The sequence below is a fragment of the Streptomyces sp. Q2 genome, assembly GCF_056820935.1.
The window spans coordinates 1-22,249 of record NZ_JBXEJE010000074.1 but is presented as its reverse complement, the minus strand read 5'-3'; the positions used below and the strand labels follow the sequence as shown (position 1 = coordinate 22,249).

The following is a 22,249-nucleotide window of genomic DNA, read 5'->3' as shown; positions in this document are numbered from 1 at the left end:
CTGATCTCCGTACGCCGCAGCCAGATCGAGCCCCACGCCGACCAGGGCGACCGGCGCGCGAAGAGCGTGCTGTGGGGACTGCGGCACGTGTCCGCGCTGATGGCGGCCGCGCAGCTCGGCATCACCCTGTGCACCCTGGTGCTCGGTGTGGTCGCCGAGCCGGCCATCGCGCATCTCCTGGAGCCGGTGTTCCACGCGATGGGCGTGCCCGCGGGCGCCGGACACGCGGTCTCCTTCGTGATCGCGCTGAGCCTGGCGACGTATCTGCACATGCTGCTCGGCGAGATGGTGCCGAAGAACATCGCGCTCGCCGAGCCGGTGCGCACCGCCCTGCTGCTCGGCCCGCCGCTGGTCGCCCTGTCCCGGACGCTGCGCCCGGTGATCTTCACGGTCAACGCCTTCGCCAACGCCCTGCTGAAGCTGCTCAAGGTCGAGGCGAAGAACGAGGTCACGGCCACCTTCTCGGACGCCGAGCTGGCCCGGATCGTCCGGGACTCCGGCGAGGCGGGCCTGATCGACGACCGTGCCCGGGAGCGGCTGCACGACGCGCTGGAGCTGGGGCGCCGGCCCGTGCGGGACGTCGTACTCCCGCTGGACCGCGTCGCCTACGTGTACCTGGGCGCCACGCCCGAGCGGCTGGAGGCGCTGTCGGCCGAGACCGGCTACTCCCGCTTCCCCGTGGTGGACGAGGGGCGCCGGATCACCGGCTACCTGCACGTGAAGGACGCACTCGACAAGATCCCGCGCGACCTGCCGTTCCAGCAGAGGGACATGCGGCCCATCGCCCGGATCCGGGAGAGCACGCCGCTCGACGACGTCCTCACGGCGATGCGAGGCAGTCGGACGCACCTGGCGGCCGTGCTGGGCGCGGACGGGCGGCTGACCGGTCTGGTGACCATGGAGGACGTGCTGCGGGAACTGTTCGGGCAGCGGGCGTGAGCGTTGTCGCGGCAGCGGGCGCGAGCCGTCGCCACGGCAGCAGGCGCGAGCCGTCGCCACGGCAGCAGGCGCGAGCCGTCGTCGCGACAGCAGGCGCGAGCCGTCGTCGCGGAGTGTCCGGGCCGACCGACCGGCGGGTATGGGCCCGGGTTACCATCGCTGACGCCATGCAGACGAACCCCACACACACCAGCCTGGTCGCGGTCGGCGACTCCTTCACCGAGGGCATGTCGGACCTGCTGCCGGACGGCACCTACCGGGGCTGGGCCGACCTGCTCGCCGGGCGGATGGCCGCCCACTCCCCCGGCTTCCGGTACGCGAACCTCGCGGTGCGCGGCAAGCTGATCGGGCAGATCGTCGCCGAGCAGATCGACGTGGCGGCGGCCATGCGGGCCGACGTGGTCACGCTGGTCGGCGGGCTCAACGACACGCTCCGCCCCAAGTGCGACATGGGGCGGGTGCGCGCCCTGCTGACGGAGGCCGTGGAGCGGCTCGCCCCGTCCTGCAAGCAGCTGGTGCTGATGCGCAGCCCGGGACGCCACGGCCCGGTCCTGGAGCGTTTCCGGCCGCGCATGGAGGAGCTGTTCGAGTGTGTCGACGCTCTCGCCGACAAGCACGGCGCTCTGGTCGTCGACCTGTACGGGGCGCCCTCGTTGAGGGACCCGCGGATGTGGGACGTGGACCGGCTGCACCTGACGGCGGAGGGCCACCGCCGGGTCGCCGAGGCGGTCTGGCAGTCGCTCGGCTACGAGCCCGAGGACACCGAGTGGCGCACGCCCCTGCCCCTCACCCTGCCGCCGGGCTGGGCCGCCCGCCGGGCCGAGGACGTCCGGTTCGCCCGGCAGTACCTGCTGCCGTGGATCGGCCGCCGGCTGACGGGTCGCTCCTCGGGCGACGGCCTGCCGCCGAAACGTCCGGACCTGCGGCCCTATGAGTGGCCGACGGAGTAGCCCGCCATGACACGCGGATGATCCACGGCCGTGGCCGGATCCGCGGGCACGGCGGTCAGGCCAGCGAAACGGCAGCGGTACGCGGGGGGAGGTCACGGCGCGTACCGGGCGGGTCTGCCGGAGCGGCCGGAGCCTCCTGGACCTGGTGCCGTCGGTGCGCGGGAAGGCGCCGGCCTGCTGGTGGGGCCGCGGTTGCGGCCCGCACAGGTTGCCGCCCGGCCTCGCCGCGACGCTCTCGTAGGTTCCGACGAACACACCCGCGGCGCTGGCCTGCAGGAATCGCCAGTAGAATCCGTACACGTGACTTCCGCTCCCGCCAAGCCCCGCATCCCGAACGTCCTCGCCGGACGCTACGCCTCGACCGAGCTCGCCACGCTCTGGTCGCCCGAGCAGAAGGTGAGGCTGGAGCGTCAGCTCTGGCTCGCCGTGCTGCGGGCCCAGAAGGACCTCGGGATCGAGGTGCCGGACGCGGCGATCGCCGACTACGAGCGCGTCCTCGACCAGGTCGACCTGGCCTCGATCGCCGAGCGCGAGAAGGTCACGCGGCACGACGTGAAGGCGCGGATCGAGGAGTTCAACGACCTCGCCGGGCACGAGCAGGTGCACAAGGGCATGACCTCGCGCGACCTGACCGAGAACGTGGAGCAGCTGCAGATCCGGCTGTCGCTGGAGCTGGTGCGCGACCGTACGGTGGCCGTGCTGGCGCGGCTCGGGAAGCTGGCGGGCGAGTACGGCGAGCTGGTCATGGCCGGCCGCTCGCACAACGTGGCCGCGCAGGCGACCACCCTCGGCAAGCGGTTCGCGACCGCGGCCGACGAGCTGCTCGTGGCGTACGGCCGGGTCGAGGAGCTCCTCGGCCGCTACCCGCTGCGCGGCATCAAGGGTCCGGTCGGCACGGCGCAGGACATGCTGGACCTGCTGGGCGGGGACGCGGCCAAGCTCGCTGAGCTGGAGCAGCGGATCGCCGGGCACCTGGGCTTCTCGCAGGCGTTCACCTCGGTGGGTCAGGTCTACCCGCGCTCGCTGGACTACGAGGTCGTGACCTCGCTGGTGCAGCTGGCGGCGGCGCCGTCGTCGCTGGCGAAGACGATCCGCCTGATGGCCGGACACGAACTGGTCACCGAGGGCTTCAAGCCGGGCCAGGTCGGCTCGTCCGCGATGCCGCACAAGATGAACACCCGTTCCTGCGAGCGCGTCAACGGCCTGATGGTCATCCTGCGCGGCTACGCGTCGATGACCGGCGAGCTGGCCGGCGACCAGTGGAACGAGGGTGACGTGTCCTGCTCGGTGGTGCGCCGGGTCGCGCTGCCGGACGCCTTCTTCGCCCTGGACGGCCTGCTGGAGACGTTCCTGACGGTGCTCGACGAGTTCGGCGCCTTCCCGGCGGTCGTCGCGCGCGAACTGGACCGCTACCTGCCGTTCCTCGCCACCACCAAGGTCCTGATGGGCGCGGTGCGCGCGGGCGTCGGCCGGGAGCTCGCGCACGAGGCGATCAAGGAGAACGCGGTGGCCTCCGCGCTGGCGATGCGCGAGCAGGGCGCCGAGCGCAACGAACTGCTCGACAAGCTGGCCGCCGACGAGCGCATCCCGCTCGACCGTGCCCAGCTGGACGCGCTGATGGCGGACAAGCTGTCCTTCACGGGCGCCGCGGCCGACCAGGTCACCACGGTCGTCGGCCGCATCGAGGAGATCGTCAAGCAGCGCCCCGAGGCCGCGGGCTACACCCCCGGAGCGATCCTCTGACGCGTTTCACTCCCGAGGAGTTGGAGGCCGCCCGCGACCGTCTGGTACCGGATGTCGCCGCGGACGGTCTGCGCGTGCTGTTCTGCGGTATCAACCCTGGTCTGATGACGGCCGCGACGGGCCACCACTTCGCCCGCCCCGGCAACCGGTTCTGGCCGGTGCTGCATCTGTCCGGGTTCACGCCGAGGCTCCTGAAGCCTTCGGAGCAGCGGGAGTTGCTGTCGTACGGGCTCGGCATCACCAACGTCGTGGCCCGGGCGAGCGCGCGGGCCGACGAGCTGAGCGCGCAGGAGTACCAGGAGGGTGGCCGGCTCCTGGCCGTCAAGGTGGCGCGGCTGCGTCCGCGTTGGCTGGCCGTGGTCGGCGTCACCGCCTACCGGGCCGCCTTCGACGACCGCAAGGCCACAGTGGGGCCGCAGGAGCGGACGATCGGGGACACGCGCGTGTGGGTGCTGCCGAATCCGAGCGGGCTGAACGCGCACTGGACGGCGGCGACGATGGCGGAGGAGTTCGCGCGGCTGCGGGTCGCGGCGGAGGGCACCTAGCGGGTCAGGGCGGGTCCGTGTCCGAGGCGACGGCCAGGACGTGGACCTCGTCGGCGGAGTCCTTGTCCGCGACGCCCAGGGCGATCCAGCGTTCCGTGCCGGCCGGCTGCCACAGGTTCAGCTCATCCACCAGGATGCTCATCGTGGCCCACGGCTCCGGTATCTCCTCTCCGCGCTCAAGGCGCACCCTGAGCGTCACCATCCCCCAGCTGGGCCGCTGCTCGCCCCAGCGGCCGTTCATCTCCTGTGCGAGGTGGTCCTTGAGAGCCTGGACGTCGTCCGCCGTCTCCACCCGGCGCGACGCCTCGCCCGTTCGCAGGCCGTGGCTCACCGCCAGTGACACGATGCGATAGCCGGGTCCCGCCATGAAGAGGTCCGACCCGCCGCGCGCCTTGGAAAGGTCTTCGGTGCACAGCGAGTCGAGCTTCGCGACGTACTTCGCACTGTCCATGTGATCCAGTAAACCGGCCGCCACTGACAATTGGCGTGGCGTCAGACGGCCCCCGTGTCAGGCGTCCCGCCGACGTACGCTCCACGCCCCCGCCACCAGTGCCACCGCGGTCCACAGCGCGGTCACGGCGAGCCCTGACCACGGCCCCAAGGCGCCGTCGTACGACTGGTGGAGCACGACTTGGCCGGCCTTGTCCGGCAGGAAGTCGGCGACCGTGCCCGCCGCGTCCCCGACGACGAACGAGACGACGAGGACGAACGGGATCAGCAGGGAGAGCGTGGCCACCCCGCTGCGCAGCAGGGCCGCGAGTCCGGCCGCGATCAGCGTCATCAGCATCAGGTAGATCCCGCAGCCCACGACCCCGCGCACCTGCTCGCCGACGCCGAGCCCGCTCGCCGCGTCGCCGAGGCCGACCCGCGCCACGACGAGCGCGGCGAAGGCGGTGACCAGCCCCACGAGGAGGGAGGGTAGGGCGACCGCGGTCACCTTGGCCGCGAACCGCCGTCCGCGCTGCGGCACCGCGGCGAGTGCCGACCGCAGTCCGCCCCCGTGGAACTCGGACGAGACGGCCAGCGCGCCGAAGGAGATGGCCGCGATCTGGCCGGGTGCGGCCCCGGACAGCGCCGTGAACAGCGGGTCGAACTCGGGGTCGGACGTCTCGGACACCCCGGCGACGGCAGAGAACGCGGTGGTCGCGGCGAACACCGCCAGCAGCGTTCCCCACAGCGAACGCAGTGTGCGGATCTTCAGCCACTCGGCTCGGAGGACGGGTGCGAAGGACATGTCAGGCCTCCTGCGGCTGCGCCGCGGACGAGGGGGCGGCGAACTCGGTTTCCGAGGCCGTGAGATCGAGGTAGGCCTGTTCCAAGGTGGCTTCCTCCGCGGCGAGTTCGAGGACCGGCACGCCCGCGGCGGACACCAGGCGGCCGATGTCGTCCACGCGCGCGTGGTGCACGGTCCAGTACCCGTCCTCGTGCTGTTCGGCGTCGTGGCCGTGCTGTGCGAGGACGCTCTTGAGCCCGGTGGGGTCCGAGGTGCGGACGCGTACGCGGGGCCGCACGCGGGCGTGGATGAACTCCCGCATCGGCGTGTCGGCGAGCAGACGGCCCCGGCCGAGGACCACGAGATGGTCGGCGAAGGAAGCGGTCTCGTTCATCAGATGGCTGGAGACCAGGACCGTGCGCCCCTCTGACGCGAGCCGGCGCAGCAACTCGCGGATCCAGATGATGCCTTCGGGGTCGAGGCCGTTCGACGGCTCGTCGAGCATCACCACCTCGGGGTCGCCGAGCAGGGCGGCCGCTATGCCCAGCCGCTGGCGCATGCCAAGGGAGTACGTCTTCACCCGGCGGCGGGCCACCGAAGCGAGCCCGGTCTCCTCCAGCACGTCGTCGACCCGCCGGTCCGGGATGCGGTTGCCGGCGGCCAGCGTGCGCAAGTGATCGCGGCCGGTGCGGGAGCCGTGCGCGGCCTGCGCGTCGAGCAGTGCGCCCACGTGGTGCAGGGGTTCACGGAACGTGGCGTAGGCACGCCCGCCGATCGTGGCGGAACCGGACGTCGGCCGGTCGAGGCCGAGCACCAGCCGCATGGTGGTGGACTTTCCGGCGCCGTTGGGGCCGAGGAAGCCGGTGACTCGGCCGGGGAGGACACGGAAGGTGAGGTCGTCCACGGCGCGCCGGGTGCCGTACTCCTTGGTCAGGTGCTGGACGTCGATGCTGGTCATGGCAGCAGCCTGGCCGGGGGAGGGGGGCGCGGGCCTCCCCCACCGGTGGGGACCGTCTCCCCCACGCGGGGGAAGCCCGTTGTCAGTGGGAGCTGGCACGATGACGAAATGACCCGCATGCTGCGCCCGTTCACCCGGGCGGTGACGTACACACGATGGCTGCATCTGTTCATGGCCGTCGTGTGGCCGGCCATGTGGTGGTACATCTTCGATCCGATGTGGGCGTGGTTCACAGCGGTGGTACTGCTCGCCGTGGCGGGACTCGTACCCGCGATGCGCACCGTCGAAGGGCTGCAGGCCAGGCTGTTGCTGCTCGGTCAGCGGCACGACAGCGGGAACACGGACATCGTCACCGCGCTGTCCGTCACCTGGGGCGACCGCGGACGCACGGCGCTGTGGCTGCAGACCCGGCTGCTCGTGGGCTGCGCGGTCTGCTTCCTCACGATCCACCTGCCCATGCTCACCGACGACTTGGTGCGCACCGCCCGGGGAGGCAGTCCGGACCCGGCCACATTCATCCAGGTCCCGGGCCACCACTGGTGGTACGCCCTGCTGACGCCCCTCCCCCTGCTCGCGCTGGCCGCCGTCGTGGTCGCCTCCGGAGAGCTGATCACCGTCATCGCCCGCCGTCTCCTCGGCCCCTCCCCCGCCGAGCGGCTCGCCGCCATGGAGGAGCGCACCGAACAACTCCTGGAACGCACCCGTATCGCCCGCGAACTGCACGACTCCATCGGCCACGCGCTGACCGTGGCCGTCGTGCAGGCGGGTGCCGCGCGCGCGGCCGGCGATCCCGCGTTCACGGACCGCGCCCTGGACGCGATCGAGGAGACCGGCCGGGCGGCCCTGGAGGATCTGGAGCGTGTGCTCGGGATCCTGCGGGAGTCGGAGCGGCCCGTCAGCAGCCGCCCGACGCTCACCGACGCCGACCGTCTGCTGGAGTCGGCCCGCGCCTCCGGGGCGAAGGTCGACGTCGACGTGACCGGGCCCCTGGACACCGTGCCGGGACCGGTCTCCCGCGAGGGCTACCGCATCCTCCAGGAGTCGCTGACCAACGTGCTGCGGCACGCGGGAGCCGTCCCCGTCCGGGTCCGCATCGAGGTCGACGACAGATGTCTCGGCCTGGAGGTCCGCAATCCGCTCACCGCCGACATACCCGGCCCCGGACGGGGCAGCGGCCTGCGCGGCATACGCGAGCGGGCGGCCTTGCTGGGGGGCCGTGCGCACACCGGGCCGGACCTGGGCGACTGGCAGGTGCGGGTCGAACTGCCGTTGCGCTGATCTACGCTGGCCGGATGCCGGTCACCGTTCTCCTCGTCGACGACGAACCCCTCGTACGTGCCGGTCTGCGGGCCGTGCTGGAGGCGCAGCCCGACATCGAGGTCGTCGGGGAGGCGGCCGACGGGGCGGCGGTGATCCCTCTGGTGCGGCAGCTGCGGCCCGACGTGGTCGCCATGGACGTACGGATGCCCCTCATGGACGGCATCGAGGCCACGCGCGCGGTGCTGCGGACGGTCGCCGAGCCGCCCAAGATCCTCGTGGTGACGACGTTCGAGAACGACGAGTACGTGTACGAGGCGCTGCGGGCCGGCGCCGACGGGTTCCTGTTGAAGCGGGCGCGGCCGGCGGAGATCGTGCACGCGGTGCGGTTGGTCGCCGAGGGCGAGTCGCTGCTGTTCCCGGCCTCGGTGCGGCAGCTCGCCGCGGAGTACGGCGAGGACGGCGGCAACCGCGCGGCCCGAGCCGTGGTGGAGCGCGCCCAGCTGACCGAGCGGGAGGCCGAGGTGCTGCGGCTGATGGCCCGGGGGCTGTCGAACGCGGAGATCGCCGCCCGGCTGGTCGTGGGGACGGAGACGGTGAAGTCCCACGTGAGCGCCGTGCTGGCCAAGCTGGGCGCGCGGGATCGTACGCAGGCCGTGATCGCGGCGTACGAGTCGGGATTCGTGGCACCCGGCTGACCTCCGGAACCCGTCGGTGGGCGAGGCGGACGACGGCCCTCAACCCCGTGATGGACCCGGGCCTTGCCCTCTGACCTGACCCCGTCAAGGGGCCCAGCGCCCGGCTGAGCAGAACCCGTCAAGGGGCCCAAGCGCCCCGCCGACCCGTACCGCCGCCGGGCTGGGCGGACGACCACCTTCAACCCGTCGCCGAGGCCGAAGTGACCGCTGACCGGAACCGGTCGGTGGAGCCGGGCGGGCCTCTCGTGTGGCCCGGCACTCGCCGGGGTCCGCCGCGCCGAGTACGATCCGGCCAACACGCGCACGAGCTGGGAGGACGGACGTTGGGGCGGCTGACCGGCGGGGATCCCTCGCTGCTGCGGAGGATCAATTCCGCGGTGGTGCTGCACGCGCTGCGCGCCACGGACTGCGCGACGCTGACCGAGATCACCCGGGTGACCGGACTGTCCCGGCCGACCGTCGAGGGTGTCGTCGAAGGGCTCATCGAGGCGGGTTACGTCGTCGAGAAGGCGGCCGACGAGAGCGTCGTACGACGTCAGGGGCGGCCCGCGCGCCGGTTCAGGTTCCGGGCCGAGGCGGGTCATCTGCTGGGTCTGGAGATCGGCGCGCACCGCATCGCCGTGCTCCTGTCCGACCTGGACGGCCGGATCATCGGCGCGCAGGCCAAGGACGTCGACGAGACGGCCTCGGCGGACGAGCGTCTGGAACGCGTACGCACCGCGGTGGCCGAACTGCTGCGCCGGGCCGGGATCGCGCGCGGCTCCCTGCGGGCCGTGGGAGTCGCCACGCCGGGGATCGTGGAGGCGGACGGAACGGTTCGGCTGGGGACCGCGCTGCCCGAGTGGACGGGGCTGCGGCTGGGCGAGCGGCTGAGCCGTTCCTTCAAGTGCCCGGTCCTGGTCGAGAACGACGCCAACGCCGCGGCGGTCGCCGAGCACTGGAAGGGCTCCGCCATCGAGTCCGACGACGTCGTGTTCGTGCTGGCCGGGCTGAGCCCGGGCGCCGGCGCCTTGATCGGCGGGCAGCTGCACCGGGGCTACGGCGGAGCCGCCGGCGAGATCGGCGCCCTGCACCTGCTGGGGCGCGAGGTCACTCCGGAGACACTGCTGTCCACCACGGACAAGCCCCTGCACCCGCTGGACGAGCAGGCCGTCGCCAAGGTCTTCGCGCAGGCCCGCGAGGGCGACCAGCGGGCCCGCGCGGCCGTCGACCGCTTCATCCAGCGGCTCGTCCACGACGTGGCGGCGCTCGTGCTGGCCCTCGACCCGGAGCTGGTCGTCGTCGGCGGCTGGGCCGCCGGCCTGGACGGCGTGCTGGAACCCCTGCGCCGCGAGCTGGCGCGTTACTGCCTGCGGCCCCCGAAGGTGGCTCTGTCGCTCCTGGGCGAGGCCGCCGTGGCGACGGGCGCGCTGCGGCTGGCGCTCGACCATGTGGAGGAGCAACTGTTCGCGGTGGAGGGCACGATGACGGCGCGCCGCTGAGGGCCGCCGGCATGGAACAGCGCCCCGGAAACGGCTCCGGGGCGCTCGACGCGGGGCACGACGACGACGGTCAGGACGCCCGGCGCTCCGGGCCCTGGTGGATCTCCACACCGCCGGAGTCCCCGAAGGTCAGCCGGCAGGTGTCCGCGCGGTACGTGGCGACGGAGACCGCGGCCGTACGGCCCTCGGCGAGGTAACGGGTGGTGACCACGAGGACGGGCGCCCCGGGGAGCCGGTCCAGCTGCCGGGCGTCGTCCGCGCGGGCGGAGCCCAGCTCGACGGCGCTCTCCTGGCCGTCCAGCTCCAGGCGCTGCAGCTCGCGCAGCACGGCACGCGCGCGTGCCGCTCCGGCGGGCGCGTCTATGGCCGAGAGGTCGGGCACCGCCGACTGAGCGACGTAGAGCAGTTCGGCGGCCACGGGCTGACCGTGGGTCGTACGGGAGCGGCGCACCACGTGGACGGGCTCGTCGGCCCCGGTCTCCAGCACGGCGGCGACGGCCGCGGGCGGCACCTGGGGCGCGGAGTCGACGGGCTGCCAGTCGTCGCCGGCCGCGCCCGGCCAGGCGTGCTGTTCCGTGCCGACGGCGACGCCCACGCGCGGCGGGGCGACCGTCGTACCGACGCCGCGACGGCGCTGGAGGCGGCCTTCCAGTTCGAGCTGTTCCAGGGCCTGACGGAGCGTCGCGCGGGCCACGCCGAAGCGGGCGGCGAGATCGCGCTCGTTGGGCAGGATCTCGCCCACCGTGAACTCGGTGTCCAGTGCCTCACTGAGTACGGTCTTGAGATGCCAGTACTTCGGTTCCGGCACCGTTTCCAACTGCGTGGTCCCCACCCTGTCCTCCGCAATCGCCGTGATCCGGCGGCGTTTTGGCGCCCTTGTTTATTAAAGGTTGTTGCACTTCTCTGCGACCATAGGACGGCCCCCACCCTTGGTCAAGACCAATCCTCGATCCCTGGCTCAACGGATGACGGAGGGGCCGGGCAGCGTTCACGAGGCGTTCGTACGGCGGGCCGAACGCCGAGTCTCAGAGGGCCGCCAGGGATAGCAGTTTGTCCGGGTTGCGCATGATGTAGACGGACTGGATGCGCCCGTCCAGGACGTCCAGCTGGAAGACGGAATCAGGCTTGCCGCCTGACAGGACCAGGATCGCGGGGCCCCCGTTGAGCTCCAGGAAGCGGAAGGACACGTCGGCAACGCCCTTCTGGGCGGTGCCGAGGATGAAGCGGCCCACCTTGTCGGCCGTCTCCAGGACCCGCAGCGGGGCCTTCGCCTTGCCGCCGCTGTCGCCCACGAGGCGGACGTCGGGGGCGAGCAGCGACATCAGCCCCTCCAGGTCGCCCCCGCCGGCGGCGGCGAGGAACCGCTCGGTGAGATCACGGCGCTGGACGGGGTCGACCTCGTAGCGCGGCCGGCGCTCCTCGACGTGTTTGCGGGCCCGCCCGGCGAGCTGCCGCACGGCTGGTTCGCCGCGCTCCAGCATGGCGGCGATGTCGGCGTACGGGTAGCCGAAGGCCTCCCGCAGGACGAACACCGCGCGTTCCAGCGGCGACAGCGACTCCAGGACGACGAGGACGGCCAGGGAGACGGAGTCGGCGAGCACCGCCCGCTCCGCGGTGTCGGGCACGGTGTCCCCGAAGTCGGTGACGTACGGCTCCGGCAGCCACGGGCCGACATACGTCTCACCCCGCGCCTTGACCTGGCGCAGCCGGTCGATGGCGAGGCGGGTGGTGATGCGCACCAGATAGGCGCGTGGTTCGCGCACCTCGGTGCGGTCGGCGCCCGACCAGCGCAGCCAGGCCTCCTGCACCACGTCCTCCGCGTCGGCCACCCGCCCGAGCATGCGGTAGGCGACGCCCAGGAGGACGGGGCGGTGCTCTTCGAAGACGTCGGTCACGGTGTCGGCGGTCACGGCTCCATCCCAGCGGACGCCCGCGGTCGTGTCCAGGTGGCCCCGGTGGCGCGCCGCCCCAAGAGCCCACAGGGGGCTACCCGCCGGTAGCAATTGCTGACAAGCTCTACCGTCGCGTTCGTCAACGAGCCCCACCGGTCGAGGAGCAGCCCCATGTCCACCACCGTCTCCTTCGAAGTGCCCTCCCCCCGGGGACCCCGGCCCGTCACCGTCTCCTACACGCGCGCGGGCCGCGGCGAACCTCTGCTCCTGCTGCACGGCATCGGCCACCACCGGCAGGCCTGGGACCCGATCGTGGACATCCTCGCGACCGAGCGCGACGTGATCGCCGTGGACCTCCCCGGATTCGGGGTCTCCCCCGGTCTGCCCGAGGGCCTCGCGTACGACCTGGCCACGACCACCTCGGTGTTCGGCGCCTTCTGCGAGGCGCTGGAGCTCGACCGGCCGCACGTGGCGGGCAACTCGCTCGGCGGTCTGCTCGCCCTGGAGCTCGGCCGCGACCGGCTCGTGCGGTCGGTCACCGCCCTGTCACCGGCCGGGTTCTGGTCACAGGCCGAGCGGCGCTACGCCTTCGGCGTTCTCCTCGCGATGCGGCGGATCGCCGAGCGGATGCCGCTCCCGATGGTCGAGCAGCTGGCGCGCACGGCCGCCGGACGCGCGGCCCTGACGAGCACCATCTACGCCCGTCCGACCCGCCGTTCACCGGAGGCCGTCGTGGCCGAGACGCTGGCGCTGGCGCGGGCGACGGGGTTCGCCGAGACCCTGCGGGCCGGCACCAGCGTCCAGTTCACCGACGACGTTCCCGGCATTCCCGTCACCCTCGCGTGGGGCACGAAGGACCGTCTCCTCATCCGACGCCAGGGCGTACGCGCCAAGCAGATCATCCCCCGGGCCCGGCTGGTGCGGCTGCCCGGCTGCGGCCACTGCCCGATGAACGACGACCCGGCGCTGGTCGCTCGCGTCATCCTCGACGGCAGCCGCTGAGGGGCTCATTCCGGTTCCGGTTCCGGTGCGCCGGGAGGCGGTCTGCCACCCGGCCGCACCGCGGGTACGACTCGACTCCCCCTCACCGCGTCGGGCCGTGGCCGACGAGCGCGTCCGGCACGGACGGTGTGCGACTCGCCGTGCGGCCGGGGCCGTTGGCCTGCGTCCGGGTCCTCCCGGCTGTGCCGACGGCGCCGGTCGCCCCGTCCCGCAGTCAGTTGCCCGTTGTCCCGGGGCCGGCCGCCCCGCGGTCCCGCGGTCAGTTGTCCCGCGGTCAGTTGTCCCGCGGTCAGTTGTCCCCGTGTTCACTCGTGGTTTCCGTGTGGGCTGCGCCGTGCCAGTAGTTGTGTCACTGCACACTGGCCGGAACCCGTCCCCGGAGGCGCATCCATGACCCACCGTCCGTTCCCGGGCCGCCGCAGCGTCCTGCGCGGCTCCCTCGCCGCCTCGGCGGCCCTGACCCTGTCCCCCGCCGTCGGCGCGGCGCCCGCGTTCGCGCTGTCCGGGCGCCCCGGGGCGGGCTGGGGCGTGCAGACGGGAGACGTCACCAGCGACTCGGGGCTCGTGTGGGTGCGCTCCGACCGTCCGGCGCGGATGGTCGTGGAGACGTCCGCCACCGAGTCGTTCCGCAACGCGCGCAGATGGCACGGGCCGCTGCTCGGCGTGGACACCGACTTCACGGGGACGACCCGGCTGCGCGGACTGCCGGCGGGCGAGCAGATCCACTACCGCGTGCTGCTCGCCGACCCGGACGACCCGCGCCGCACCGGCGAGCCGGTGGCCGGTACCTTCCGTACGGCGTCCGACAGGCGACGCGACGGCGTGCGGTTCGTGTGGTCGGGCGACCTGGCGGGGCAGGGCTGGGGCATCAACCCGGAGCTCGGCGGCTACCGCGTCTACCAGGCGATGGGCGCCCTCGACCCGGACTTCTTCCTCTGCAGCGGCGACAACATCTACGCCGACGGCCCGCTCACCGAGACCGTGGCCCTGCCGGACGGGCGGACCTGGCGGAACATCACCACCGAGGAGAAGTCGAAGGTCGCCGAGACCCTGGCGGAGTTCCGCGGCAACTTCCGCTACAACCTGCTCGACGAGAACCTCAGGCGCTTCAACGCCCAGGTCCCCTCCATCATCCAGTGGGACGACCACGAGGTCACCAACAACTGGTTCCCCGGGGAGATCCTCGCCGACACCCGGTACACGGAGAAGAACGTCGACGTGCTCGCCGCCCGCGCCCGGCGGGCCTTCTCGGAGTACTTCCCGATCTCGACACTGCGCCGCCCGGACGGCCGGGTCCACCGGGTGCAGCATCACGGCCCCCTCCTGGACGTCTTCGTCCTGGACATGCGCACCTACCGCGACGCGAACTCGCCGGACGAGCAGACCACCGACCCGCAGGGCATCCTCGGCCGCGAGCAGCTCGAGTGGCTCAAGCGCGAGCTGGCCCGCTCCCGGGCGGTGTGGAAGGTGATCGCCTCGGACATGCCGCTCGGCCTGGTCGTGCCGGACGGCACAGACGGCAAGCCGAACTTCGAGGCGGTCGCGCAGGGCGACCCCGGCGCGCCGCTCGGCCGGGAGCTGCAGATCGCCGAACTGCTGCGGTTCGTCAAGCACCGGCGAATCACCGGCACGGTCTGGCTCACGGCCGACGTCCACTACACCTCGGCCCAGCACTACGACCCGTCGCGGGCCGCGTTCAAGGACTTCGCGCCGTTCTGGGAGTTCGTCTCCGGACCGCTCAACGCGGGCGCCTTCCCGGCGAACGCGCTGGACGGCACGTTCGGCCCGGACCGCGTCTTCGTCAAGGCGCCCACCACGGCCAATGTCTCTCCGGCGGGCGGGTACCAGTTCTTCGGCGAGGTCGACATCGACGGGGCCAGCGGAGAGATGACGGTACGGCTACGGGAACAGGACGGCACCGTGTTGTTCACACAGGTGCTTCAGCCGGGCCGGGTCGGACAGTAACGGCCATCCACTGCCGGCAAAGGCCACATCAGAATCGTGTAAAGAAAAACAAAAGGTACGGAACTATCTTTTACCGATCAGTCACAAAGCGTTCGTGATCACGCAACACCGTTCCTCCACAGTGGCCGCATGACTCGAAAAGTGTCCGATGTGACGCGCACCAAGAACGGTCGCCTCGTCCACCACTGGCGGCGCGACGTGATCGAACTCGCCGCCCTGTTCACGGCCGTGGCGGTGGCGGACGCCGTGGCGAACCTGGTCGGGCACGGGCCCGACGGCCCCGCGCTGCTGGCGGTCTCGGCGGTCGTCCTGATCGCCACCGCCGGGTTCCACACATGGTGGGCACGCCGCCACGGTCACGCACCCCCGACGGGCGATACCGGTGCCCGGCCGCCGCTCACGGAGCAGCAGGCCGGGCCGTCCGACCAGGCGTCGGCGACGGCGGGCCCGATGGCCGGGGAGAGCACGCTGTGGCGGATGCGGACCACGGTGCAGGACGCACCGGGCTCGCTGGCCGCCCTGTGCACGGCTCTCGCCGGGCAGCGGGTCGACATCCTCAGCCTGCAGACGCACCCGCTGGCCGACGGCACCGTGGACGAGTTCCTGCTGCGCGCGCCCGGCGACCTCGCGGGCGGCGAGATCACCCGAGCGGTCGCACTGGCCGGCGGCAGCGACACCTGGATCGAGCGGGCGGACGCCCACGACCTGGTGGACGCGCCGACCCGGGTCCTGGGCCTGGCCGCCCGCACGGCCCTGGACGCGGCGGAACTGCCGCTCGCGCTGCGGCAGTTGCTGGGCCGGTGCACCATCCGCTCGCAGCCCGCGAAGCCGGTGGCCGGTGGGGGTGAAGGGCCGGAGACGGTGCCCGCGGAGGGGGTCCTGGAGGACACCGTCATGCGGCTTCGGGCGCCGGAAGGCGGAGTGATCACCGTGGAGCGGCCGTACCTGCCGTTCACGCCGACCGAGTTCGCGCGGGTGCGGGCCCTGGTGGAGCTGGACGCGCGGCTCGGCCCGCGGGTGCCGCGCAGTCACGACGTGCTGACGCTCCCCGAGGGCAGTGACATCACCGTGCGCCGGGCCGACACGGGTGACCTGGAGGCAGCGAGGGCGATGCACGAGCGGTGCTCGCAGCGGACCCTCGGCATGCGGTACCACGGACCGGTCCGTGACGCCGACCGCTACCTCGACCACCTGCTCAGCCCTCGCTTCGGCCGGACGCTCGCCGTGCGGACCGCCTCCGGGCGCGTCGTCGGGCTCGGGCATCTGATGTGGGACGGGGACGAGACGGAGGTCGCGCTGCTCATCGAGGACGCCTGGCAGCGGCGCGGCATCGGCGGCGAGCTCCTCGGCCGGCTGGTGGCGATGGCCGTCGAGGCGGGCTGCGCGAGCGTGTACGCGGTGACGCAGGCGTCCAACACCGGCATGGTCGCCGCGATGCGGGGCCTGGGGCTCCCCCTCGACTACCAGATCGAGGAGGGCACCCTGGTGATCACGGCCCGCCTGGACACGGCTTCGGTCGCGGCCCGGTCGCCGTACGAGCAGGAGCGGGAGCGGGAGTTCAGCGAGGAGACCGCACGGGACTAGGCGCCGCGGACTCTCCGGCCGGGTGGACGGTTCGACGGACGGTGTCGGACCGTTCACCCAGCGCCCGGTCCAGGTCCTCCCACAGGTCCTCGACGTCCTCGAGGCCCACCGACAGCCGCAGCAGGCGGTCGCTCACGCCGGCGCCCCACCGGTCCTCGGCGGCCACGATGCGGTGGCTGATGGACGCCGGGTGCTGGATGAGGGTGTCGACGCTGCCCAGGCTCACGGCCGGAGTGATCAGGCGGACCCCGCCGATCACCTCGTGCGGGTCGCCCTCCACCTCGAAGGCGATCATCGCGCCGCCGATGCGCGGATAGTGGACGCGGCCGACGCGCGGGTCGGCCGCGAGGCGTCGGGCGAGTTCGGCGGCGTTCGCGGACGCGGCCCGTACCCGCACCGGCAGGGTCGCGAGACCGCGCAGCAGCAGATAGCCGGCCAGCGGATGCAGCACACCGCCCGTGGCGAACCGGACCTGCCGCAGCCGCCCGGCGAACTCCTCGTCGCAGGCCACGACCCCGGCCATGACGTCCCCGTGCCCGCCGAGGTACTTCGTCGCGCTGTGCAGCACCAGCCGCGCGCCGTGCCCGGCGGGGCGCTGGAGCACGGGCGTGGCGAAGGTGTTGTCCGCGAGCAGCGGCACGGAGCCGCAGGCGTGGGCGACGGCTCTCAGGTCCACCTCGGCGAGCGTGGGATTGGCCGGGGACTCCACCATCACCAGGCCGGTGTCCGGCCGCAGCGCGTCCGCGATCCCGGCCGGGTCGGTCCAGGTCACCTCGGAGCCGAGCAGTCCCGCGGTGAGCAGGTGGTCGCTGCAGCCGTACAGCGGGCGTACGGCCACGACGTGGCGCAGGCCCAGGGAGGACCGTACGAGCAGGACGGCGCTCAGCGCGGCCATCCCGCTGGCGAACGCGACCGCGGCCTCGGTGCCCTCCAGTCGGGCCAGGGCGGTCTCGAAGCGGGCGACGGTCGGGTTGCCGAGCCGCCCGTAGACCGGCGGGCCCTCCGGCTCGGCGCCGGTGGTCGCGAAGGCGTCGATACGGGCGGCCTCACCGCGGCTGTCGTATGAGGGGTAGGTGGTGGACAGGTCGATCGGCGGGGCGTGCAGTCCCTGCCGGGCGAGGTCGTCGCGGCCGGCGTGGACGGCCTCGGTGGCCAGTGCTCTCGTGGCGGTGCGTGCGGCGTCGTACGACGACGCCTCCCTGCTCGCTGTGTCCATGACGCAAGGGTGAACAGCGGACGGGTCACAGAGGTGGAACCCCGTGCTACGTTCGGCCGATGCCCGAATCTGTCGTACTGGATCCGGTGGACCTGCATCTGCTGCGGCTGCTGCAGAACGACGCCCGGACCACCTACCGGGACCTCGCCGCGCAGGTCGGGGTCGCCGCGTCGACCTGTCTGGACCGGGTGGCCCGGCTGCGCCGCGCGGGCGTCATCCTCGGCCATCAGCTCCGGCTCGACCCCGCCAAGCTGGGCCGTGGCCTGGAGGCGCTGCTGTCCGTGCAGGTCAGGCCGCACCGGCGGGAGTTGGTGGGCCCGTTCGTGGAGCGGATCCGGGCGCTCGCGGAGTCCCGGACCGTCTTCCACCTCACCGGCCCGGACGACTACCTCGTCCATGTGGCCGTCGCGGACATGACCGACCTGCAACGCCTGGTCATCGACGAGTTCACGTCCCGGCGCGAAGTGGCCCGCGTGGAGACCCGGTTGATCTTCCAGCAGTGGGACTGCGGGCCCCTGCTGCCTCCCGATACGCCCTCGGCTCAATCCGGGTGACGTGCGACGACCCGTCGTACGAGGATGGTCCCCATGTCTGAGACCAAGAGCCCGTTGCCCCGTGAGGTCGCCGACGCGTACGTCGACGAGCTCATCGCCCTCGACCCGGTCACCGGTACGTATCTCGGCGTGAAGGAGAGTTCGAGCAGGCTGCCCGACCTCTCGCCCGCGGGCCAGGAGGCACTCGCGGACCTTCAGCGATCCACGCTCGCGCGGCTCGACGAGGCCGAGCGGCAGCCCGGCGCGGACAGTGACATCGAGCGCCGGTGCGCGCGCCTGCTGCGCGAGCGGCTCACCGCGGAACTGGCGGTGCACGAGGCCGACGAGGGGCTGCGCTCGGTCGGCAACATGGCCACGCCCGCTCACTCGGTGCGGGAGGTCTTCACGGTCACGCCGACGGAGACCGACGAGGACTGGACGGCGGTCGCCGAGCGGCTGCGCGCGGTGCCCACCGCCCTGGCGGGCTACCGTGAGTCCCTCACGCTGGGCCTGGAGCGCAAGCTGTACGCGAGCCCGCGTCCGACGGCCACCTTCGTCGAGCAGCTCACCGAGTGGGCCGACACGGACGGCAAGGGCCGCGGCTGGTTCGAGGACTTCGCGTCGGCCGGCCCCGACTCGCTGCGCACCGAACTCGACGAGGCCGCCCGCGCGGCGACCGCGGCCGTGGCCGAGCTGCGGGACTGGATGCGCGTGGTGTACGCGCCGGCCGTCGAGGGCGCCCCGAACACGGTGGGCCGTGAGCGCTACGCCCGCTGGTCGCGCTATTTCAACGGCACGGACCTCGACCTGGACGAGGCGTACGCGTACGGCTGGGCCGAGTACCACCGGCTGCTCGGCGAGATGCGGCAGGAGGCCGAGAAGATCCTGCCCGGCGCCGAGACCCCGTGGGTGGCGCTGGCCCACCTCGACGAGCACGGCAAGCACATCGAGGGCGTCGACGAGGTCCGCGACTGGTTGCAGGGCCTGATGGACCAGGCCATCGAAACACTCGACGGCACGCACTTCGAACTCGCCGAGCGGGTCCGGAAGGTGGAGTCCCGGATCGCCCCGCCCGGCGGCGCGGCGGCCCCCTACTACACGCCCCCGTCGGAGGACTTCTCACGCCCCGGCCGCACCTGGCTGCCGACGATGGGCCAGACCCGCTTCCCGGTCTACGACCTCGTGTCGACCTGGTACCACGAGGGCGTCCCCGGCCATCACCTCCAGCTCGCCCAGTGGGCGCACGTGGCCAAGGACCTCTCCCGCTACCAGGCCTCCATCGGCATGGTCAGCGCCAACGCGGAGGGCTGGGCGCTGTACGCGGAGCGGCTGATGGACGAGCTCGGCTTCCTGACCGACGCGGAGCAGCGGCTCGGCTACCTCGACGCGCAGATGATGCGGGCCGCCCGGGTCATCGTGGACATCGGCATGCACCTGGAGCTGGAGATCCCCGCGGACTCCCCGTTCCACCCGGGCGAGCGCTGGACGCCCGAACTGGCGCAGGAGTTCTTCGGCGCGCACAGCAGCCGTCCGGCGGACTTCGTGGAGAGCGAGCTGACCCGCTATCTGACGATCCCGGGGCAGGCCATCGGCTACAAGCTCGGCGAGCGGGCCTGGCTGCTCGGCCGGGAGAACGCCCGCGCGCGGCACGGCGACGCCTTCGACCTCAAGTCCTGGCACATGGCGGCTCTTTCGCAGGGCTCGCTGGGTCTTGACGACCTGGTGGACGAGTTGTCGCAGCTGTAGCCCTGCGAGGCGTCAGCGCCGTGCGCCGGCCACCGAGTCGTTCACGTTGTCGGTGATCCAGCCCGCCTCGTCGGTCGCGAGCGACGCGATGAGGCGGGCGGCGGTGTGACAGTCGAGGGTGGTCCTTCGACAGGTACGAGTTGTACGAGTCGCCGGACCCCAGCCGCGGATCAGTCCGGCAGCCGCCGCAGCTGTACGAGGCCGAGCCAGGTCTCGGGCCCCGGCCGCACGTGGGCCGCGCGCACGGCGTAGCGGCCCGGGTCGAGTACGACCCTGACGTGATCGGCGTGTACGGAGCCGGTGCCGGGCCAGGCCGCGTCGAACAGAAGTACCGCGCCCGGCACGTTCCACAGCACCTCCGGTTCCCATGCCGCCGCGTCGAGCGCCGTCGGCACCGCCGCGAGGAGCGCGGCCTCGGAGTCGGCCGCGGACCACCGTACGAAGGTCTGGTGGTCCGGCAGGTAGGTGGTGGAGGCGGGATCGTCGCCGAACACCAGCGCGGCGCTGTCCCCGACGGGCAGCAGACCGATGAAGCCGTCCACCTCGCAGGCCCGGTCGTAGTCGGACGCCGTCTCGTCCCCGTCGGCTCCCGCCCAGAACGGCAGGACCGTCTCCGGCACCGCTATGAGCGGACCGCCGCCCGACTCGACCCACTCCACCGTGCCCGGCTCCGCGTATCGCACCATGCGCCAGAACCTACACTCCCGCAAAGTGCACCGGACTGCGGCCTCAGCAGCCGCAGTTGTCCGCGTCCACGGGCGCGGTCAGCGGATCGGCGTCGCGCCGCTCGCGGCCCTGCCAGGTCTCGTACTCGAAGCCCCCACGCGCCCAGTACTCGAAGCCGCCGAGCATCTCCTTGACCTGGTAGCCGAGTTCGGCGAGCGCGAGGGCGGCGCGGGTGGCGCCGTTGCAACCGGGACCCCAGCAGTACGTCACGACCGGCACGGACTTGTCGAGGAACCGGTCGGCCTGCTCGGGGATGAGCGCGGTCGGCAGGTGGACCGCGCCCGGCACGTGGCCCTGGTCCCAGGACTCGGTGGAGCGGGAGTCGAGGACGACGAAGCCGGGCTCGCCGTCGGCCGCGAGCGCGGCGGCGACGTCGGACACGTCGGCGTGGAAGACGAGGCTCGCCCGGAAGTGGGCGGCGGCCGCGGCCGGAGTGGCGGGGGCGACGCGCAGGACGGGGTTGTCGGCGGTCGTCGTGGGGGTGGCGGTCATGTCGAGGCCCTTTCCGTGGTCGTTCTCCGTGACCGGAAATCTACGGCCGGTGATCGCCGACCTGAAGTGGCATTCCCCGGCGTAGGCCTTGCCGGGCCGGGGATTCCACTGCTATTCCTCGGACATGACCGTGTATTCCCCGGACGCCACCGACTGGCGCATCCTCGATGTCCTCCAGCGGGAGGGCCGGGCCAGTTTCGCCGAACTGGCGCGTGCCGTGTCCATGTCGCCGAGCGCGGTGACCGAGCGGGTACGGCGGCTGGAGGAGGCCGGCGTCATCAAGGGGTACGCGGCCGTCGTGGACCCCGAGCGGCTCGGCCTGCCGATCCTGGCCTTCGTCCGCCTGCGCTACCCGAACGGCAACTACAAGCCCTTCCACGACCTGGTCGCGACGACGCCGGAGATCCTGGAGGCGCACCACGTGACGGGCGACGACTGCTTCGTCATCAAGGTCACGGCGAGTTCGATGCGCCACCTGGAAGAGGTCTCGGGCAAGATCGGCGCGCTGGGCTCGGTGACCACGAGCGTCGTCTACTCCTCGCCGCTGCCCCGCCGGCCCCTGGGCCGCTGACGTCGGCACCCCGCACGGCTGGACCGACCAGGTCGCACCCTTGCCGAACGAGTCGTGGACGGGCAGCTATGCGACGCCCCGCTGCCGCAGCACCGACCCCGAGCGCCCCTTCACGACCTCCAGCTGCGCGTGGATGCGTCGTCGCAGGTCGGCGACATGGCTGACGATGCCCACGCTGCGGTCGCGTTCGCGCAGCGAGTCGAGGACGTCGAGGACCTCGTCGAGGGTCTGGTCGTCGAGGCTGCCGAAGCCCTCGTCGATGAAGAGGGTGTCCAGGCGGACCCCGCCCGCCTCGTCGGTGACGACGTCCGCCAGGCCGAGGGCGAGGGCGAGCGAGGCGAAGAAGGTCTCGCCGCCGGACAGTGTCGCCGTGTCCCGCTCCCGGCCGGTCCAGGCGTCGACGACGTGCAGTCCGAGGCCGCTGCGTCCGCGTCCGCTGCGGTCGTCGGAGTGGACGAGGGTGTAGCGGCCGGACGACATGCGCTGGAGTCGTACGGTCGCGGCGGCGGCCACCTGTTCCAGCCGGGCCGCCAGCACGTACGACTCCAGCCGCATCCTGCGTTCGTTGTCCGCCGAGGTGCCCGCGGCGAGGCCCGCCAGGCGGGCCACGCGGTCGTACTCCTCGCGCAGCGGTGCGAGGCGTCGTACTCCCGCGGCGGCTCGCGCGGACAGACGGTCGAGCTCGGTGCAGCGGCGGGCCGCCGCGTCGCGCGCGGAGGCGGCGTCGCGCAGCCGCTG

General features: G+C 72.6%; 21 protein-coding genes and 1 pseudogene. 13 read left to right on the top strand and 9 right to left on the bottom strand.

Annotated features, from left to right (window positions below; genetic code table 11):
* The 4 genes and pseudogenes from ACWBNA_RS45520 to mug all read left to right on the top strand — a co-directional run.
* Positions 1-939, top strand: a pseudogene (locus tag ACWBNA_RS45520) (hemolysin family protein); the annotation flags it as partial.
* A gap of 167 nt (positions 940-1,106) precedes the next feature.
* Positions 1,107-1,889, top strand: a complete 783-nt coding sequence (locus tag ACWBNA_RS45515; RefSeq protein ID WP_482710487.1) for an SGNH/GDSL hydrolase family protein — start codon at positions 1,107-1,109, stop codon at positions 1,887-1,889.
* Between the two features lie 300 nt (positions 1,890-2,189).
* A complete protein-coding gene (gene purB, locus ACWBNA_RS45510) occupies positions 2,190-3,632 on the top strand; it encodes an adenylosuccinate lyase (RefSeq protein WP_482710486.1) in 1,443 nt (480 codons plus the stop codon).
* Positions 3,629-4,177, top strand: coding sequence for a G/U mismatch-specific DNA glycosylase (mug, locus tag ACWBNA_RS45505; protein WP_482710496.1), 549 nt, complete (start codon positions 3,629-3,631; stop codon positions 4,175-4,177). Before purB ends, mug begins: the two co-directional genes overlap by 4 nt.
* A 4-nt stretch (positions 4,178-4,181) precedes the next feature.
* Here the strand turns inward: mug and ACWBNA_RS45500 are convergent, their stop codons facing one another.
* From ACWBNA_RS45500 to ACWBNA_RS45490, 3 genes are read right to left on the bottom strand one after another with little or no spacing between them, the layout of a single operon-like run.
* Entirely contained in the window at positions 4,182-4,628 is a 447-nt protein-coding gene (locus ACWBNA_RS45500) for a hypothetical protein (RefSeq protein ID WP_482710485.1), read from the bottom strand.
* Between the two features lie 57 nt (positions 4,629-4,685).
* Complete coding sequence (locus ACWBNA_RS45495) at positions 4,686-5,411, bottom strand: ABC transporter permease (protein WP_482710484.1); 726 nt, start codon at positions 5,409-5,411, stop codon at positions 4,686-4,688.
* A gap of 1 nt (position 5,412) precedes the next feature.
* Entirely contained in the window at positions 5,413-6,348 is a 936-nt protein-coding gene (locus tag ACWBNA_RS45490) for an ABC transporter ATP-binding protein (protein WP_482710483.1), read from the bottom strand.
* A gap of 108 nt (positions 6,349-6,456) precedes the next feature.
* On the opposite strand from ACWBNA_RS45490, the gene ACWBNA_RS45485 reads away from it, so the two are divergent.
* The 3 genes from ACWBNA_RS45485 (at position 6,457) to ACWBNA_RS45475 (ending at position 9,784) form a co-directional block, all read left to right on the top strand.
* Positions 6,457-7,626, top strand: coding sequence for a sensor histidine kinase (locus ACWBNA_RS45485; RefSeq protein WP_482710482.1), 1,170 nt, complete (start codon positions 6,457-6,459; stop codon positions 7,624-7,626).
* A 14-nt stretch (positions 7,627-7,640) separates the two neighbouring features.
* Positions 7,641-8,303: a response regulator gene (locus ACWBNA_RS45480; RefSeq protein WP_482710481.1), complete on the top strand. Its 663-nt coding sequence runs from the start codon at positions 7,641-7,643 to the stop codon at positions 8,301-8,303.
* A gap of 323 nt (positions 8,304-8,626) precedes the next feature.
* Positions 8,627-9,784 carry an ROK family protein gene (locus ACWBNA_RS45475; RefSeq protein WP_482710480.1) on the top strand — a complete coding sequence of 386 codons (1,158 nt, stop codon included), beginning with the start codon at positions 8,627-8,629 and terminating at the stop codon, positions 9,782-9,784.
* Between the two features lie 70 nt (positions 9,785-9,854).
* Here the strand turns inward: ACWBNA_RS45475 and ACWBNA_RS45470 are convergent, their stop codons facing one another.
* Both ACWBNA_RS45470 and ACWBNA_RS45465 read right to left on the bottom strand, forming a co-directional pair.
* On the bottom strand, positions 9,855-10,616 hold the full coding sequence (locus ACWBNA_RS45470) for a GntR family transcriptional regulator (protein ID WP_482710479.1): 762 nt from the start codon (positions 10,614-10,616) through the stop codon (positions 9,855-9,857).
* Between the two features lie 193 nt (positions 10,617-10,809).
* Positions 10,810-11,694: an RNA polymerase sigma-70 factor gene (locus ACWBNA_RS45465; RefSeq protein ID WP_482710478.1), complete on the bottom strand. Its 885-nt coding sequence runs from the start codon at positions 11,692-11,694 to the stop codon at positions 10,810-10,812.
* 153 nt (positions 11,695-11,847) lie between these two features.
* On the opposite strand from ACWBNA_RS45465, the gene ACWBNA_RS45460 reads away from it, so the two are divergent.
* The 3 genes from ACWBNA_RS45460 (at position 11,848) to ACWBNA_RS45450 (ending at position 16,227) form a co-directional block, all read left to right on the top strand.
* Positions 11,848-12,678, top strand: coding sequence for an alpha/beta fold hydrolase (locus tag ACWBNA_RS45460; RefSeq protein WP_482710477.1), 831 nt, complete (start codon positions 11,848-11,850; stop codon positions 12,676-12,678).
* Positions 12,679-13,068: 390 nt separating this feature from the next.
* Positions 13,069-14,643, top strand: coding sequence for an alkaline phosphatase D family protein (locus ACWBNA_RS45455; protein WP_482710476.1), 1,575 nt, complete (start codon positions 13,069-13,071; stop codon positions 14,641-14,643).
* 129 nt (positions 14,644-14,772) lie between these two features.
* Entirely contained in the window at positions 14,773-16,227 is a 1,455-nt protein-coding gene (locus ACWBNA_RS45450) for a GNAT family N-acetyltransferase (RefSeq protein ID WP_482710475.1), read from the top strand.
* Here ACWBNA_RS45450 and ACWBNA_RS45445 read toward each other — a convergent pair.
* Positions 16,202-17,443, bottom strand: a complete 1,242-nt coding sequence (locus tag ACWBNA_RS45445) for a trans-sulfuration enzyme family protein (RefSeq protein WP_482710474.1) — start codon at positions 17,441-17,443, stop codon at positions 16,202-16,204. The two genes, ACWBNA_RS45450 and ACWBNA_RS45445, sit on opposite strands and share 26 nt — an antisense overlap.
* A gap of 59 nt (positions 17,444-17,502) precedes the next feature.
* Here ACWBNA_RS45445 and ACWBNA_RS45440 point away from each other — a divergent pair, with 59 nt between their 5' ends.
* Positions 17,503-17,997, top strand: coding sequence for an Lrp/AsnC family transcriptional regulator (locus ACWBNA_RS45440; RefSeq protein ID WP_482710473.1), 495 nt, complete (start codon positions 17,503-17,505; stop codon positions 17,995-17,997).
* Positions 17,998-18,030: 33 nt separating this feature from the next.
* Positions 18,031-19,722: a DUF885 domain-containing protein gene (locus ACWBNA_RS45435; protein WP_482710472.1), complete on the top strand. Its 1,692-nt coding sequence runs from the start codon at positions 18,031-18,033 to the stop codon at positions 19,720-19,722.
* 170 nt (positions 19,723-19,892) lie between these two features.
* Here ACWBNA_RS45435 and ACWBNA_RS45430 read toward each other — a convergent pair whose 3' ends face one another.
* Entirely contained in the window at positions 19,893-20,408 is a 516-nt protein-coding gene (locus tag ACWBNA_RS45430) for an immunity 21 family protein (RefSeq protein ID WP_482710471.1), read from the bottom strand.
* 43 nt (positions 20,409-20,451) lie between these two features.
* Positions 20,452-20,940 carry a rhodanese-like domain-containing protein gene (locus tag ACWBNA_RS45425; RefSeq protein ID WP_482710470.1) on the bottom strand — a complete coding sequence of 163 codons (489 nt, stop codon included), beginning with the start codon at positions 20,938-20,940 and terminating at the stop codon, positions 20,452-20,454.
* A gap of 124 nt (positions 20,941-21,064) precedes the next feature.
* Here ACWBNA_RS45425 and ACWBNA_RS45420 point away from each other — a divergent pair, with 124 nt between their 5' ends.
* Complete coding sequence (locus ACWBNA_RS45420; RefSeq protein WP_482710469.1) at positions 21,065-21,511, top strand: Lrp/AsnC family transcriptional regulator; 447 nt, start codon at positions 21,065-21,067, stop codon at positions 21,509-21,511.
* Between the two features lie 66 nt (positions 21,512-21,577).
* Here ACWBNA_RS45420 and ACWBNA_RS45415 read toward each other — a convergent pair.
* The coding region (locus ACWBNA_RS45415) for an SbcC/MukB-like Walker B domain-containing protein (RefSeq protein ID WP_482710468.1) at positions 21,578-22,249 on the bottom strand (672 nt) is incomplete at its 5' end.

What these genes read in the sequence shown, in the direction of transcription:
- ACWBNA_RS45515 (WP_482710487.1), top strand. Translation starts at nt 1,107, where the DNA reads ATGCAGACGAACCCCACACACACCAGCCTGGTCGCGGTCGGCGACTCC.
- ACWBNA_RS45500 (WP_482710485.1), bottom strand. Translation starts at nt 4,628, where the DNA reads ATGGACAGTGCGAAGTACGTCGCGAAGCTCGACTCGCTGTGCACCGAA.
- ACWBNA_RS45495 (WP_482710484.1), bottom strand. Translation starts at nt 5,411, where the DNA reads ATGTCCTTCGCACCCGTCCTCCGAGCCGAGTGGCTGAAGATCCGCACA.
- ACWBNA_RS45490 (WP_482710483.1), bottom strand. Translation starts at nt 6,348, where the DNA reads ATGACCAGCATCGACGTCCAGCACCTGACCAAGGAGTACGGCACCCGG.
- ACWBNA_RS45485 (WP_482710482.1), top strand. Translation starts at nt 6,457, where the DNA reads ATGACCCGCATGCTGCGCCCGTTCACCCGGGCGGTGACGTACACACGA.
- ACWBNA_RS45480 (WP_482710481.1), top strand. Translation starts at nt 7,641, where the DNA reads ATGCCGGTCACCGTTCTCCTCGTCGACGACGAACCCCTCGTACGTGCC.
- ACWBNA_RS45460 (WP_482710477.1), top strand. Translation starts at nt 11,848, where the DNA reads ATGTCCACCACCGTCTCCTTCGAAGTGCCCTCCCCCCGGGGACCCCGG.
- ACWBNA_RS45455 (WP_482710476.1), top strand. Translation starts at nt 13,069, where the DNA reads ATGACCCACCGTCCGTTCCCGGGCCGCCGCAGCGTCCTGCGCGGCTCC.
- ACWBNA_RS45450 (WP_482710475.1), top strand. Translation starts at nt 14,773, where the DNA reads ATGACTCGAAAAGTGTCCGATGTGACGCGCACCAAGAACGGTCGCCTC.
- ACWBNA_RS45445 (WP_482710474.1), bottom strand. Translation starts at nt 17,443, where the DNA reads ATGGACACAGCGAGCAGGGAGGCGTCGTCGTACGACGCCGCACGCACC.
- ACWBNA_RS45440 (WP_482710473.1), top strand. Translation starts at nt 17,503, where the DNA reads ATGCCCGAATCTGTCGTACTGGATCCGGTGGACCTGCATCTGCTGCGG.
- ACWBNA_RS45435 (WP_482710472.1), top strand. Translation starts at nt 18,031, where the DNA reads ATGTCTGAGACCAAGAGCCCGTTGCCCCGTGAGGTCGCCGACGCGTAC.
- ACWBNA_RS45430 (WP_482710471.1), bottom strand. Translation starts at nt 20,408, where the DNA reads ATGGTGCGATACGCGGAGCCGGGCACGGTGGAGTGGGTCGAGTCGGGC.
- ACWBNA_RS45425 (WP_482710470.1), bottom strand. Translation starts at nt 20,940, where the DNA reads ATGACCGCCACCCCCACGACGACCGCCGACAACCCCGTCCTGCGCGTC.
- ACWBNA_RS45420 (WP_482710469.1), top strand. Translation starts at nt 21,065, where the DNA reads ATGACCGTGTATTCCCCGGACGCCACCGACTGGCGCATCCTCGATGTC.